Source organism: Candidatus Poriferisodalis sp. (assembly GCF_965237655.1).
Lineage (GTDB): Bacteria > Actinomycetota > Acidimicrobiia > Acidimicrobiales > Poriferisodalaceae > Poriferisodalis.
Genome location: NZ_CBDEGB010000001.1, coordinates 1,349,820 through 1,364,648 on the forward strand (window position 1 = coordinate 1,349,820; position 14,829 = coordinate 1,364,648).

Genomic DNA, 14,829 nt, shown 5'->3' on the forward strand with positions numbered 1-14,829 from the left:
GTGGCTTCCTACTACGTCACAACGCCGATCTACTACGTGAACGACGCCCCCCACATCGGGCACGCGTACACGACGATCACCGCCGATGCGATCGCTCGCTGGAAGCGGCTGTGCGGTGATGACGTCATGTTCCTGACCGGCACCGACGAGCACGGCCTCAAGGTCCAGCGGGCCGCCACCGAGCACGACTGCACCCCCATCGAGTGGGCTGACCGCACCGTCGTGCGCTTCCAGGAGGCATGGCAGCAGCTCGACATCGCCAACGACGACTTCATCCGCACAACCGAGCCGCGCCATCACCGCTCGGTGCAGCAGCTGCTGCAGGCCTGCTACGACAACGGCGACATCACCTTGCAGACCTACGAGGGCCTGTATTGCGTGAGCTGCGAGGCCTACTACACCGACGACGACCTCGACGACGGCAACTGCCGCATCCACCGCCGTCCCGCCGAACATGTCACCGAAGAGAACTATTTCTTCTCGCTCAGCCGGTACGAGAAGCCCTTGCTCGACTGGTACGAGGCCCATCCCGACTTCGTGGTCCCGGCGACCAAGCGCAACGAGGCGCTGGGGTTCATCCGCGGCGGCCTTCAGGACTTCTCCATCAGCCGCACATCGCTGGACTGGGGCATCCCCCTTCCGTGGGACCCTCGGCATGTCACCTACGTCTGGTTCGACGCGCTGACGAACTACATCACGGCGGCTGGCTACGGCGACGACCCGGTCCAGTTCGACCACCGCTGGCCGGGGGTCCATCTCATCGGCAAGGACATTCTGCGATTCCACTGCGTGTACTGGCCGGCGATGCTGATGAGCGGCGGCGTGTTGCCGCCGCGGCGGGTCCACGTCCACGGCTTCCTGCTCGTCGGCGGCGAGAAGATGGCGAAGTCGGCGCTCAACCAGATCGCTCCCGGCGACCTCGTGGACGATTTCGGCAGCGATGGTGTGCGGCACCACTTCCTGCACGATCAGCCCTTCGGACCTGACGGGGACTTCTCCTATGAGGCGATGGTGGCCCGCTACAACGCGGACTTGGCCAACAACCTGGGCAACCTCATGAGCCGGGTGGCCACCGTCGTCGCTCGCAAGTGCAACGGGATCGGACCGGCGCCTCGCCCCGACAGCCCGCTGGCCGACGCGGCGACCCAGTGCTATGGCGAGGCGGCCGAGGCGTGGGAACTACTGGCGCCCTCAGATGCCCTTGACGCCACGTGGCGGATCATTCGTGAGACCAATTCCATGCTCGAGGCGGCCGAGCCTTGGAAGGCCGAACCAGGTCCCGAGGTGGACGCGGTCCTCGGCGATGCCCTCGAGGCGCTGCGCATCGTGGCGGTGCTGGCGTCGGTGGCCACGCCGAGGGGTTGCCAGGAAGTGTGGCGGCGCATCGGCATGGAGGGCTCAGTGTCCGATCAGCGTCTGCCGGAGGCCGCCAACTGGGGCGGTTACCCCGGCGGCCTGCCGGTGGAGACCGGCAAGCCGCTGTACCCGCGCCTGCGATGAGCCCATTGCGATGAACACCCCGAACCAGGCCGAAGTCTGGATCGACAGCCATTGCCACTTGTGGGACAACGGCGTCGACCTCGTCGCCGAGGCGCACCGAGACGGCGTCGCCTGGGTCATCGACATCGGCACCGACGTTGAGCGAAGCATTTCGGCACTGGAGCGCGCCCGCACGTTGCCGGGTGTCGCCGCCACCATCGGGCTGCATCCCCACGATGCGGACTCCGGACCTGCGGCGCTCGAGGCGCTGGAGCAGCTGATCGCTGCAGGTGAGTCGCCGGTCGCGATCGGCGAATGCGGGTTGGACTACTACTACGAGCACTCCGATCGGGCCAGCCAGCGTGAGGCGTTTGCGGCCCAGATTGCGATGGCGCACCGCTACGAGCTGGCGCTGGTGATTCACAGCCGCGACGCCTGGGAGGACACGTTTGACGTGCTCGACGCCGAGGGCGTGCCTGAACGCACCATCTTCCATTGCTTCACCGGGGGACCCGACGAGGCCCGCGCGGCACTCGATCGTGGCGCTTCGCTGTCGTTCAGCGGCATCGTGTCGTTCGGCAATGCGTCCGAGATCCGTGATGCTGCCGCCCTCGTTCCGGCCGACCGCTACCTCGTCGAGACAGACGCGCCGTACCTGGCCCCTGTGCCCAAGCGCGGCAAACAGAACCGGCCGAGCTGGGTGCGTTTCGTAGGCCACGCGGTGGCAGCGACACGGGGCATCTCTACCGCCCAGGTTGCGGCTGAGACCACGGCCAATGCCGAGCGCATGTTCCGGCTTGGCCCCTTTGCTCTCCCATGACCAACCAGTTGCTGACGCTCCCTGCCGTCAAGGAGCTCTTGGAACGGGCTGGCACTGTTCCGCGCCGCAGCCTCGGCCAGAACTTCGTGGTCGATCCCAACACCGTGCGCCGCATTGCCCGCTTGTCAGGAGTCGGGCCTGGTGACCGTGTCGTCGAGATCGGCGCCGGGTTGGGTTCGTTGACGGCGGCCCTCGCGGAGGCCGGAGCCACCGTCGTCGCGGTGGAAACCGACGGTCGGCTGGTGCCACTGCTGCGCGAGGTGCTGAGTCCCTACCAGAGCTCGGTGGAGGTGGTGCACGCAGACGCTCGCCGCATGGACTGGAACGCACTCCTGGGGGGTACTGGCTGGCACCTCGTGGCGAATCTTCCCTACAACATCGCCACCTCGTTGGTGCTGACCGTGCTCGACGAGGTGCCGGGGGTGTCCCAGCTGCTGGTGATGTGCCAGCGAGAAGCCGCCGAGCGACTGGCTGCGGAGCCCGGCAGCGGTGCCTATGGCGCCGTCTCGGTGCGTGTTGCGATCCACGCTGACGCCGAACCGGCTGGCGCGGTACCGGCCACGGTCTTCTATCCCCGTCCCGATGTGGAGTCCGCGCTGGTGCGCATCACCCGGCGTGCAGACGCGCTGGAATCCGAGTTGCGCGCCGAGATCGAACGGCTCGTCACCGCGGCCTTCGCGCACCGCCGGCAGATGCTGCGTCGTACGTTGCGGAGCGCCTTCGATGACGCCGATGCAGCGCTTGTGGCCGCGGGCGTCGACCCGACCGAGCGCCCCGAACGGCTGGGGCTTGCGCAGTGGGTACGTCTCGCCACAGTCTCGCTGGCCGCTCGGCAGCAAGCCTGAGACGGCTGTGCTGGCGCACACCTCCGCTCACCGGCAGCCAATTCGCCTGCTTGCTCCAGCGAAGCTGACGCTGCAGCTGCGCATCACTGACACTCGCCGAGACGGCTATCACCTCATTGATGCCGAGATGGTGACGCTGGACCTGTGCGACGAGCTCGTCGTGCATCCGAGCACTGCATCGTCGGTTGAGGTGGTGCCTTCCATCGGCGCAGCCGGTGCAGCCGACTGGGACATCCCCAGCGACCGTTCCAACTTGGTGATCCGGGCGCTGGAGCTGGCGGGCCGGACCGCCCACATCGAGATCCGCAAGCGCATACCGCCGGGCGCCGGGCTCGGCGGAGGATCGGCCGACGCAGCCGCAGTGCTTCGCTGGACGAATCGTGTCGCAGTCAGCGAGGCCGTCCAGGCAGCCTCGAAAACGTCCCGTCCCCAGACTCCGACCCTCGTCTCTCCGCAACAAGCGGCGACCCTGGGCGCAGACGTGGCGTTCTGCCTCACCGGCGGCCGAGCTCGCGTGACGGGAATCGGCGAGATCCTCGAGTCGATCCCGTTCCGGCATCAGGCCTTTGTGCTGTGGACGCCGCCGATTCAGGTCAATACCGCAGCGGTGTACCGGATGTGGGACGAGATGGGGGGACCGGGCGGGGGCTCGAACGACCTCGAACCGGCCGCACTGGCCGTCTGTCCCCAACTTGCCGCTTGGCGCGATGAACTCGCGCAAGCCACCGGGCGAACGCCTCAGCTGGCTGGCAGCGGCGGCACGTGGTTCGTCGCCGCGCCGTTCGGCACACGCCTCAACCTGCCCGTGCGCGACGGCATCAGCGCCCTGCGGGCGCGTGTCATCGGACGGCTCTAGGCCATCGCCCTAAACCATTGCGGTCGCTGGGTCAGCGGTTGCGACGTTGGTAACGCGTGCGCCGCAACATTTTGCGGTGCTTCTTCTTGCGCATCCGCTTGCGGCGCTTCTTGACCAGCGATCCCATCGAGCGCTGAACGCTATCGCCTCGCAGTCGGCGTCCCACGAGAACTCACGGATTCCGAGCGCGGGCAACTCCCTGACCATGGCATTCGCGCAGGTCGCTACCCTCGATACACAAGCACGCCGGTTGACGCGGCATGCGCGATCGGGGATCGTTCAATTGGCAGGACATCGGGTTTTGGTCCCGACAACGGAGGTTCGAACCCTCCTCCCCGAACCGCCCCATTCCCAGGTCGAACCCGCACGATGCGCTCGGTTCTGATGAGCCAACCCTGCGCAGCCATTCTGTTGGCAGCGGGCGCGGGCACTCGAATGGCCTCGGACGTGCCGAAGCCGCTCCTTCCGGTTGCAGGCCGCGCGATGGTGCTGCGAGTGCTCGACGCTCTCGCAGGTGTCGATGCCGAGCCGGTCGTGGTCGTGATAGGGCATGGCGCAACCCAAGTCCGCGACGCCGTTCACACCGGGGCGCCGCAGCCAGACCGCCTGGTGTTCGCGACCCAGCCCACCCAACTCGGCACCGGCGACGCAGCACGCGTGGGCCTGCTGGCCCTCAGTCAGCTCTCAGAAGCCTCAGATGTTCTGGTGTTGCCGGGCGACACGCCGTTGCTGCGTGCCGCGACGCTCGGCCAGATCATCTTGGAGCGCCGGCGCGTTGACGCTGCTGCGAGCTTGCTCACGGCTTACGTCGACGACCCAACCGGTTACGGGCGCATCGTGCGCTCTCGGGGGCTCATCGGGATCGTCGAGCAACGAGACGCCTCGCCGTCGCAAGCACGAATCAACGAGATCAATGCGGGCGTGTACTGCTTTCGCATCTCACTGTTGCGCCGGGTACTGGGCGAGCTGAGCCCGGCCAACGCTCAGTCGGAGTACTACCTCACCGATGCCATCGGATTGCTCGCGCGCACCGGCCAGTCGATCTCGGCTGTGCCGGCTCCGGACCCTGCCGAAGTGCTGGGTGTGAACGATGCCGACCAGCTGGCGGCGTGCGAGGCAGTGCTGGCGGCGCGGCGCGGTCGCTGAGGGTCCAAAACGCAGTCGCACAGCGAAAATCTCCGGTGTTCTGCAGGTGCCGTCAGGTAGCCTCGAAGTGTCGCCGGACTGCTGAACATGCCGCCAAAACCCATTGCCGAGCGTTTCGCCCAGCCTTCAAGTGCTGCTGCTTCGAGCGCGTCTGTGTTGAGCACGGCGCCAAGGGGACGGCTGCGAAAGGAACACGCAATGGAGCTGGTCACCAAGAAGCGCCTGCACTTGTTCAGCGGAAGGGCGAATCCTGAATTGGCCACTGAGATCGCTGAGCAACTGGGCGTGGAACTCGGTGATCCAGGACTCATCGACTTTGCAAACGGCGAGATCAAGTGCAAGTTCGCGGAGTCGATTCGCGGCGGCGATGTCTTCATCATCCAGAGTCACGCCGCTTGCGAGACCATGAGCCTCAATGACGCGATCATGGAGCAGCTCATCATGGTGGATGCCGCCCGGCGTGCATCGGCCAAGCGCATCACCGCGGTTGCGCCGCTGTACGGCTACGCCCGCCAGGATCGCAAGGCCGCCGGCCGCGAGCCGATCACTGCGCGACTGCTCGCCGACATGTTCTCCGTCGCCGGCGCAGACCGTCTCGTGTCGATTGACCTGCACAGCGGTCAGATCCAGGGCTTCTTCGACGGTCCGGTGGATCATCTGACTGCTGCGCCGGTGCTCATCAGGTACTTGTCCGACGTCATGGACCCCGACTCAGTGATCGTGTCGCCCGATACCGGTCGGGTGAAGGTGGCTGAGCGCTATGCCACACGGCTGGGCTGCGATGTTGCGTCGATTTACAAGCGCCGCTCGGCTGACAGCGCGAATGAATCGGAAGCGCTCGGCATCATGGGTGAGGTGACGGGACGCACCTGCGTGATCATCGATGACATGATCGACACGGCTGGCACCATCTGTTCGGCCACCGAGACGCTGTTGGCCCATGGAGCGGCCGACGTGATGTGCGCCAGCACTCACGGCGTGTTCTCCGAGCCGGCCGTCGACCGCCTGAAGAACTCGTCGCTGAGCCAGGTCATCGTCACCAACACAGTGCCGATCCCAAGCTCGAAGCAGTTCGACAAGTTGGTGGTGCTGAGTGTCGCTGGGGTGTTCGCCGATGCCCTCGAATCGGTGTTCGAGGACGCTTCGGTCTCGGAGATCTTTGACGGCCAGAACTTGTTCTAAGGCAATTCTCGGCGGCGTCGACGCTTGGATCTCGTAGGCTTCCCAGCCGCAATCAGAACATGCGCCAATCGCCCAAGAGCCCAAGTGTTGAAGGGGCCAAATGTTGAAGGGATCGGCATGGAACAGCTGAAGCTCGTCGCCGAGGCCCGTCTGGCAACCGGCTCCGGTCCCTCAAGACGTCTGCGCGCCGATAACAAGATTCCCGCGGTCATGTACGGCCACGGCAGCGACCCGGTGTTGATCACGCTCGATCGCCTGCGCTTCCGGGCGGCGCTGAACGCAGCGGGGCCGAACGCGATCATCACCCTCGAGGTCGGGGGCAAGAACCATCTCACCATCGTCAAGGACATGCAGCGCGACTCGATCGCCAACCGCGTCACGCATGTCGACTTCATGCTCGTCTCGCTCGACGAGCGCCTCGTGGTCGACGTGCCGGTCAGGCTCGTCGGTGAAGCGGCATTGGCCGGTCGCGAGGGAGCGGTCGTGCAGCAGCAGCTCATGTCGTTGCATGTCGAGTCGCCAGCAGGAGTCATCCCCCCGGCGATCGACGTCGACGTGGAATCGCTGTCGCTGGAGAACTCGATCCGCGTCAGCGATCTCGCCCTGCCCGAGGGCATGGTGAGCTTGCTCGACAGCGACACGCTGGTGGTGATCGCGCAGCGATCACGGGCCGCTGTCGCAGCCGAGCAGTTGGACTCCGACGGCGAGCCAACCGAGGCTGACGAAGACGACGACGTCGCCGACGACGACGAGGACTGACCCACTCAGTGTCCGTCTTCCGCCGGGCGGCCGCGCGGCGGGGGGCAACCGCAGACTGGTTGGTGGTGGGTCTCGGCAATCCTCCCGAGCGCTTCACCGGGAGCCGCCACAACGTCGGGGCCCTAGCCGTGGAACGCTGGTCCGAGGCGCTCATGTGCGAGTTGACCGCGCAGAGACGCGAACACGCTCGGGTGGCAGTGACGACGGTCGGTGAGTGCCGCGTCACGCTTGCGTGCCCGTCCACATTCATGAACGAGAGCGGTCGCAGCGTCGGCATGCTGGTCAAGCGCCACGGCATTGTCGAACCGTCGCGACTTGTCGTCGTGCATGACGAGCTCGACCTTGAGCCTGGCCAGGTGCGGCTGAAGGTGGGCGGGGGGATCGCCGGTCACAACGGCTTGGCCTCGATCGCCAGCCAGCTCGGCACCCGGGATTTTGTGCGTCTGCGCATCGGCATCGGCAAGCCGCCGCGGCCCGAAGCCGGCAAGAAGTGGGTTCTGCAGCGCCCGTCGCGCCGGGAGGAACCATTGATCAACGAGGCCGTCGACCTGGCGGTGGCTGGGCTGGAGATGCTGGTGCGCGATGGCCCCGAGGCGGCGATGAACGTCACGAACACCCGCCGGCGGGGTCGGGACCCCGACGCACAGTGAGCACCGCAGGCTCAGCGCCGCTGCGGGTGTTGACCGAGCGCCTCGGCAACGACCCGGGCTTCGTGTCGATGCTGGGCCGGGAGTCCGGCTCGATTGCTGTCGCAGAGGGGGCGCGCCCCTACCTCGCCGCCGGCTTGGCGACGTTGGGGTCGCGGACGCCGGTTCTCGTCGTGACAGCGACGGCCCTCGAGGCTGAGCGCTATGCCGGTGACCTCGGCACCTGGCTGGGGGAGCAACAGGTAGCACTGTTCGGCGCCTGGGAGACGTTGCCGTTCGAGCGGGTGAGTCCTGCGACTGAGACCATGGGTCGCCGTCTGGCGGTGCTGGGGGCGCTGAGCTCGAGCTCAAACCCAGGCGAACCTGTGCCCGAGGTGATCGTCGCCCCGATTCGAGCTCTGCTGCAACGGCTCAGTCCCGATACGTGTGCTGGGGGAACGTCTTCGATTCGCGTGGCCCGAGGCGGCCAGTGCGACCTCGGCGAGCTGGTGTCGCAGCTGGTGGGGTGGGGCTACCGCCGCGAGCATCAGGTCGAGCACCGGGGCGAGATTGCGGTGCGCGGCGGGATCGTGGACGTCTTTTGCCCGACGGCCGATGCGCCGATACGAATCGACCTGTGGGGCGACGAGGTGGACCGTCTCACGACATTCTCCGTCTCCGATCAGCGTTCGGTGGCAGATCTTGTTGAGACACGTCTGTTCCCGGCACGCGAGATGCGTCCCGATGCCGCCATGAGGGAACATGCCGCAGCGCTGGCAATCAGCGAACCGTGGTGCCGCGAACACATGGAGCGCCTCGCTGGAGGCGAGCTGTTCGACGGGATGGAGTCGTGGCTGCCGTGGCTCAGCCCCGACGAGATCGTGCTGCCGGATCTGCTCGGACCCGAGGCGCTGGTGCTGCTGCTCGAACCGCGGCGACTCGCCGACCGGGCCGCCGACATCACGGCGGAAACCGACGACCTGACCCGTTCTCTGGCGGTGACGTGGGGCCTCAACAATCCCGACGATGCGGGCCAGCGCGACGGCACGGGCGAACAGGCTGAGGTGTCGTTCCCGCGGCTGCACGTTCCCTTCGACCGGTTGCTGGCGCGCTGCGAGGCCGCGGTGTGGTCGGTGGACTCGACCGCAACTCCGGCGGCAGACGGAACACCGGGCCCGCACATAGCGACTGAGTCTTGGGTGCCCGCCGCCGGCGACGTCACGCGCTTGGTGGCTCAGTTGCGTCGCTTGGTGACAGGTACGCAGCGACCCATTGTGCCGGGAGCGCAGCGACCCATTGTGCCGGGAGCGCAGCGACCCATTGTGCCGGGAGCGCAGCGACCCATTGTGATAGTGGCAGCCGAAGGCGAGGGTTCGGCTGTACGTCTCGCTGACGCACTAGGCGCGGAAGAGGTGCCGCTGCGCCTGCATCGAGATGGGTTCGCTCCGGCGCCGGGCGGGCACGTGGTGGTCGCGCCCCTGGAGAAGGGATTCATCGCGCCCCAAGCCGGCGTCGCGGTGCTGCCCGAGGCAGAGTTCTCCGGCCGCCGCCGCGTTCACCGGGCAGCTCGCCGGCGGACTGGAGTGTCGTCGTCGTTCGAAGATCTCAGCGTCGGCGATTTCGTCGTTCATCACTATCACGGCATCGCCCGCTACGCGGGGCTTGTCCGCCGGGCGTTCGGCGACGATGAGCGGGACTACCTCGAGCTGGAGTTTCGCGGAACCGATCGGCTCTACCTGCCAACCGAGCAGATCGAATTCATCCGCCCGTACATCGGCGGAGAGACGCCTCGGCTCAGCCGCATGGGCGGCAGCGACTTCCAGCGCCAAAAGGCCAAGGTGCGGGCGGCCGTGGCCGAGATCGCCCAAGAGCTGGTGGTGCTGTACCAGCGACGAATCACTACTGCTGGCAACGCGTTCGATCCCGACGGATTCGGCATGGCTGAATTGGCCGACAGCTTCGCCTACACGCCCACACCGGATCAGCGCCGGACAATCGACGAGGTACTGACCGACATGTCAGAACCCACGCCGATGGACCGGCTGGTGTGCGGCGACGTCGGCTTCGGCAAGACCGAGGTGGCGGTGCGGGCGGCATTCTGCGCGGTGAGCGCAGGCAAGCAAGCGGCGGTGCTGGTGCCGACGACGCTGCTGGCCCAGCAGCACCACCTGACCTTCGCCGAGCGTTACGCCGACCAACCCGTCCGTGTCGAGGTGCTCAGCCGCTTTCTCACACCTGCCGCTCAGCGCGCGGTGCTTGCCGGGGTAGCCGACGGCACGGTCGACGTGGTGATCGGCACGCACCGGCTGCTGTCGGGGGACGTGTTGTTCAAAGATCTCGGTTTGTTGGTGGTGGACGAGGAGCAGCGTTTCGGCGTCAGTCACAAGGAGTCGATCAAACACCTGCGTTCTGAGGTCGATGTGCTGACGCTGACGGCCACACCGATTCCCCGCACCTTGGAAATGGCACTCACTGGCATCCGGGATCTCTCACTGCTGCAGACGCCGCCCGCTGAGCGCCAGCCGATCCTCACGCACGTCGGCCCCTATGACGAGCGCGCCGTCAGCGAGGCCATCCGGCGGGAGCTGCTGCGGGAAGGCCAGGTGTTCTTTGTGCACAACCGGGTCGCGGACATCGATCTGGTGGCTGGGGACCTCGCGGTGCTCGTGCCAGAGGCGCGGATCGCGGTCGCGCACGGCCAGATGGACGAGGGAACGCTCGAACAGGTCGTGATCGACTTCTGGGAAGGCGCCTACGACGTGCTGGTGTGCACGACCATCATCGAATCGGGCATCGACATGCCCAGCGTCAACACCCTGGTGGTCGACCGCGCCGACCTGCTGGGTCTGGGGCAGCTGCACCAGATCCGCGGACGGGTGGGCCGGTCAGGCCAGCGTGCATACGCGTACCTGTTCCACCCTGAAGGTCGCTCGCTCACCGAGGAGGCCTACGAGCGGCTGCGCACGATCGGCGAGTCCACCGAGTTGGGGTCGGGCTACCGCATCGCTATGCGCGACCTCCAACTCCGAGGCGCCGGGAACCTGCTCAGCGGCGTGCAGTCTGGCCATGTCGCTGCTGTCGGCTACGACCTCTACTGCGAGTTGGTGAGCGAGGCGGTTTCCGAGCTGAACGGCGAGACGCCCGAGCAGCCGGCCGAGATCGTCATCGATCTGCCGCTCGTGGCGCACTTGCCCGACGACTACGTGGCGGACGAGACGGGTCGCTTGGAGGCCTATCGCCGCCTCGGGGCTGTGACCGAGCTGGTGGAAGTGGCTGACATCGAAGCCGAATGGGTCGATCGCTACGGTCCGATTCCTGACGCAGCGCGGACGCTGTTGCATATCGCGCTGCTGCGTGCGGAATGCCACCGGCTGAGGATGCGAACCGTGGCGTTCGCGCCCGGTCACGACGGCGGACGAGTGCGCCTGGGACCGTTCGGGCTGACCGCAAGCGAGGAGTTGCGCATGCGGCGCATCTGTGCAGGCACGCCCTTCAGCGCAGCGCGCTACAAGGCAGACGTGGGCGAAGTGCAGCTGTCAGTCCGAGCGTTGAAGCCGGCCACTGTCGGGCACCTGTTTGGGTTCTGCCAGCAACTGCGGCCGCCCGCCGACTGACCTTCCGATGCGATGGTGTCAACACCGCCGCAGCGGCGAACACCTACCCTGCCTAGATGCCTCAGACCACGGCGAACCCTTCGGCGCCAAGAATTCCTGATGCCGATCGAAGCCTGGCGGCCTCGGGGTCCGAGGCGGCGGTGACTGCCCGGTCGGGGCGACGGCGGGCGCTGCGCCGCAAGTTGGCCATCGGGGCCGTCGCGGGGCTCGTAGCGCTCATGGCGTTTGCGTGTGGGGACGATGGCGACGTCGTCACCATTGACACAGCGGTGGACCCCGATCTCGTCGACGCACTCGACACCGACGACGACGGCGTGGTGTCACGCGATGCCGTTGAGGCGGCCAACGAGCAGGCAGAGTTGGATGCCCAACGGGAGGCCGAGCAGGCTCAGCTCGAGGCCGAGCGAGCCGAACGCGACGCTGCGCGAGCTGCTCAAGATGCCGCTTTCGGGGCACTGCTCTCCGATGGTGCCGCCGTCGCAGCGAGCTTCCCGGGCGGGCAGGTGCTTGTCGATGACGTTCGTACGAACATCGTGGACTCGCCCGTGACGCTCATGGACGACCCGGAGAACCCCACGCACGAGGAGTTCGTGTCGCGGCTCTCGTCAATGATTCAGTTGCGCCTTGCTGGTGTCGCTCTCGACGGACTGGGCTTCCCCGTCGACATCAGCGCCGCCGACGAGGCCATCAATGCGCAGGTCCAGGCGCACCTCGAGGGTTCCTTCGAGGAGTTTGCGCAGCAACGCAGTGTCGAAGAAGATCCCAGCATCGAGCGGTTGGCCACGCCGCACTGCGTCAGTGCGCTGGCAGTGACGACCGAGGCCGACGCCAATTCGGCCTCCGATCGCGTGCGGGCAGGTGAGGCGCTGCCTGACGTCGCTGCTGCGGTCAACCTTCCAGGGCTCGGCGGTGCTGACGGCGCCATTGGATGCGGCCAGCCGTTCAGTCTGTTACGAGGAGGCGATTTGGCGCTGGCCTTGCTCGACCTCGAGCCTGGAGGGTTGACCGAGCCGTTGATGTTGCCGTCCGCAGCCAGTCCGACCGGCGAGCTCTGGGTGGTGCTGCATCTGGATGCGCTGCTTTCCGATGAGACCGATCTTTCGTCAATCGGTCCGTTCGCGGGCCACGTACTGACCGCGATCATGTCGACCTACGAGGTGAGCGTCGCCCCAGAGCTCGGCGCATGGAATGCCGACAGCCTGAGGGTGTCGTTGCCGATCCTGCCGTGAGCCGTTTCTTGCGTGGGGGTCGCTATGGCCATTGAGGAAGATCTCGGTGCCAGACTCGTCTCGCTGCATGGGGTGATTGCGAGGCTGCGACGCGAGTGCCCCTGGGACCGGGGCCAGACGCATGCCTCGCTGGCCCCATACGCCCTCGACGAGGCCGCCGAGCTGGCCGAGGCGCTGCAGGCCGCCCATCACGCGTTGTCCGGCTCAACGCACGATCAGGCAACCGCCATCGAGGATCTTGTTTCCGAACTCGGCGATGTGTTGCTGCAGGTGCTGATGAATGCCGCCATCGGCGAGCAGGCGGGAACGTTCACGCTGGCCGAGGTGCTCGACACTATCGAGGCCAAGATGCTGCGTCGTCATCCCCATGTGTTCGCACGCGATTCCGACGCTCCCGAACCCAGCGATGACGAGCTGTCGGTGCAGTGGGAGGCGATCAAGAAGGCCGAACGCACCGCACGGGCGAACCGCATCGCGGCTCGCGAGGCGCACACCGCCTAGTCGCTTGGCTCGAGCGCTGATTTTGCTGGCGCCAAGCTTCGGTACTCTCGCATTGCGTGACAGCGCGCGCACTCACTCAGATCGTCCAGGTGACCGGCCGCGAGGTGCTGGACTCGCGGGGCAATCCCACGGTTGAGGCCGAGGTGCGCACGGCGGGGGGTGCCGTAGGTCGTGCGATCGTGCCCTCCGGTGCCTCGACAGGACAGTTCGAGGCCGTCGAGCTTCGTGACGGTGGTGACCGGTACGGCGGCAAAGGTGTCGCCGTCGCGGTCGGGCACGTGAACGGCGAGATCGCCGGCGCGCTCGTCGGATTCGACTCTGCCGATCAGCGCCTTGTCGACCGCATGCTCATCGAGCTCGACGCCACGATGAACAAGGGCCGGCTCGGGGCGAATGCAGTGCTGGCCGCCTCGCTGGCGACATCCCACGCTGCGGCGGCAACGCTGGGCGTGCCGCTGTACCGCCACGTCGGTGGCGCCAATGCACATGTGCTTCCCACGCCGATGATGAATGTCATCAATGGGGGATCCCACGCCGACAACAACGTGGACCTGCAGGAGTTCATGATCGTCCCGGTGGGAGCGGCGTCATTCTCGGAGGCTCTGAGGTGGGGCACCGAGACCTACCACGCACTGCGGAGCGTGCTGCGAACCCGGGGCCTGTCGACAGCGGTCGGCGACGAAGGCGGGTTCGCTCCTGACCTGGAGTCCAACGAGGCTGCGCTCCAGCTGTTGGTCGAGGCGATCGGCGAAGCTGGCTTTGAGCCCGGCGCTGACATGGCGCTCGCGCTTGACGTGGCATCCACCGAGTTCTTCACCGACGGCACCTACTCCCTTGCCAGCGAGGGTCGCCAGCTTGACGCCGTGGGCTTTGCGAGCTACTTGGCCGAACTGTGCGGGCGATACCCGATCTGCTCAGTGGAGGACGGCATGGCCGAGGACGACTGGGACGGTTGGTCGAGACTCGGCGACCTGCTCGGCGATCGGGTACAGCTGGTCGGCGACGACCTGTTCGTCACCAATATCGAGCGGCTGGGACGCGGCATCGCTGCGGGGGTCGCCAACAGCGTGCTGGTCAAGGTCAATCAGATCGGCACGCTGACGGAGACGCTCGACACCGTCGAGCTCGCCGGGCAGGCCGGATACACCGCGGTGATGTCGCACCGTTCAGGCGAGAGCGAGGACACCACCATCGCCGACCTGGCTGTCGCCACCAACTGCGGGCAGATCAAGACGGGCGCGCCGGCACGCTCGGATCGGGTCGCGAAGTACAACCAATTGCTCCGCATCGAGGAAGAGCTCGGCGAGGCTGCTGCCTATCGAGGTGGCGGCTCACTGGCCCGAAGCCCATGAACGCGCCGACGCAGCTCCGCCGCCGGGAGGGGCGACCCCGGGTGATGGCGGTGCTTGTCGGTCTTGTGATCGTGGTGAGCGCAGCCGGCCTGCTCGCAGTGCTGCTGTTTCCCTGGCCATCGCTGACGAGCCAGCGGCGCAACATCGACCATGCTTCCGACACGCTGGCACGGCTGCAGGTGGAGACCGCTCACCTAGCCGAGCAGGTGGCCGAGGCCAAGGATCCAGTGGTCGTGGAGCGGATCGCCCGCGAGCAGCTCTCGCTGGTGCGCGACGGCGACACGCTGTACCGCCTGAACGTGGATCCCGCCGATGTGGTCAAGCTGCCGCCAGCGTGGCCGCTGCGCGGCGTGGCGCACCTGCTCGGCAACTGAATCCGTTCGTTGGCACCAGAACAAGCCACTGAGAGGGCGAGTTGTC

Annotated in this window: 14 protein-coding genes and 1 tRNA gene; 14 read left to right on the plus strand and 1 reads right to left on the minus strand. The window is 66.7% G+C overall.

Annotation, left to right across the window (positions count from 1 at the left end; genetic code table 11):
* Genes metG through ACPXYO_RS06520 form a run of 4 tightly spaced genes read left to right on the plus strand, consistent with a single transcriptional unit; the run spans position 1 to position 4,000 of the window.
* On the plus strand, positions 1–1,500 hold the full coding sequence (gene metG, locus ACPXYO_RS06505; RefSeq protein WP_423917913.1) for a methionine--tRNA ligase: 1,500 nt from the start codon (positions 1–3) through the stop codon (positions 1,498–1,500).
* Positions 1,501–1,510: 10 nt separating this feature from the next.
* Positions 1,511–2,299, plus strand: a complete 789-nt coding sequence (locus tag ACPXYO_RS06510; protein WP_423917915.1) for a TatD family hydrolase — start codon at positions 1,511–1,513, stop codon at positions 2,297–2,299.
* Positions 2,296–3,144: a 16S rRNA (adenine(1518)-N(6)/adenine(1519)-N(6))-dimethyltransferase RsmA gene (gene rsmA, locus ACPXYO_RS06515; protein ID WP_423917918.1), complete on the plus strand. Its 849-nt coding sequence runs from the start codon at positions 2,296–2,298 to the stop codon at positions 3,142–3,144. Before ACPXYO_RS06510 ends, rsmA begins: the two co-directional genes overlap by 4 nt.
* A gap of 7 nt (positions 3,145–3,151) precedes the next feature.
* Complete coding sequence (locus ACPXYO_RS06520; protein WP_423917921.1) at positions 3,152–4,000, plus strand: 4-(cytidine 5'-diphospho)-2-C-methyl-D-erythritol kinase; 849 nt, start codon at positions 3,152–3,154, stop codon at positions 3,998–4,000.
* Positions 4,001–4,031: 31 nt separating this feature from the next.
* Here the strand turns inward: ACPXYO_RS06520 and ACPXYO_RS06525 are convergent, their stop codons facing one another.
* Positions 4,032–4,127, minus strand: a complete 96-nt coding sequence (locus tag ACPXYO_RS06525) for a 30S ribosomal protein bS22 (RefSeq protein WP_323671112.1) — start codon at positions 4,125–4,127, stop codon at positions 4,032–4,034.
* A gap of 141 nt (positions 4,128–4,268) precedes the next feature.
* Here ACPXYO_RS06525 and ACPXYO_RS06530 point away from each other — a divergent pair.
* From ACPXYO_RS06530 to ACPXYO_RS06575, 10 genes are all read left to right on the plus strand, one after another.
* Positions 4,269–4,340: transfer RNA gene (locus ACPXYO_RS06530), tRNA-Gln, on the plus strand.
* Positions 4,341–4,384: 44 nt separating this feature from the next.
* On the plus strand, positions 4,385–5,146 hold the full coding sequence (locus ACPXYO_RS06535) for an NTP transferase domain-containing protein (RefSeq protein ID WP_423917925.1): 762 nt from the start codon (positions 4,385–4,387) through the stop codon (positions 5,144–5,146).
* Positions 5,147–5,344: 198 nt separating this feature from the next.
* The gene (locus ACPXYO_RS06540) at positions 5,345–6,328 is read left to right on the plus strand and encodes a ribose-phosphate diphosphokinase (RefSeq protein ID WP_423917927.1); all 984 of its coding nucleotides are present in this window, start codon (positions 5,345–5,347) and stop codon (positions 6,326–6,328) included.
* 117 nt (positions 6,329–6,445) lie between these two features.
* Positions 6,446–7,087: a 50S ribosomal protein L25 gene (locus ACPXYO_RS06545; protein ID WP_423917930.1), complete on the plus strand. Its 642-nt coding sequence runs from the start codon at positions 6,446–6,448 to the stop codon at positions 7,085–7,087.
* Positions 7,088–7,152: 65 nt separating this feature from the next.
* Complete coding sequence (gene pth, locus ACPXYO_RS06550; RefSeq protein ID WP_423917932.1) at positions 7,153–7,737, plus strand: aminoacyl-tRNA hydrolase; 585 nt, start codon at positions 7,153–7,155, stop codon at positions 7,735–7,737.
* Positions 7,734–11,327 (plus strand): transcription-repair coupling factor, encoded by a 3,594-nt coding sequence (gene mfd, locus ACPXYO_RS06555; RefSeq protein WP_423917935.1) that lies wholly within the window; start codon positions 7,734–7,736, stop codon positions 11,325–11,327. Before pth ends, mfd begins: the two co-directional genes overlap by 4 nt.
* 56 nt (positions 11,328–11,383) lie before the next feature.
* The gene (locus ACPXYO_RS06560; protein WP_423917938.1) at positions 11,384–12,556 is read left to right on the plus strand and encodes a hypothetical protein; all 1,173 of its coding nucleotides are present in this window, start codon (positions 11,384–11,386) and stop codon (positions 12,554–12,556) included.
* A 24-nt stretch (positions 12,557–12,580) separates the two neighbouring features.
* On the plus strand, positions 12,581–13,057 hold the full coding sequence (locus ACPXYO_RS06565; RefSeq protein ID WP_423917941.1) for a MazG nucleotide pyrophosphohydrolase domain-containing protein: 477 nt from the start codon (positions 12,581–12,583) through the stop codon (positions 13,055–13,057).
* Between the two features lie 56 nt (positions 13,058–13,113).
* Entirely contained in the window at positions 13,114–14,409 is a 1,296-nt protein-coding gene (gene eno / locus ACPXYO_RS06570) for a phosphopyruvate hydratase (protein WP_423917944.1), read from the plus strand.
* A complete protein-coding gene (locus ACPXYO_RS06575; RefSeq protein WP_423917946.1) occupies positions 14,406–14,783 on the plus strand; it encodes an FtsB family cell division protein in 378 nt (125 codons plus the stop codon). Before eno ends, ACPXYO_RS06575 begins: the two co-directional genes overlap by 4 nt.
* The last annotated feature ends 46 nt before the right edge of the window (positions 14,784–14,829 follow it).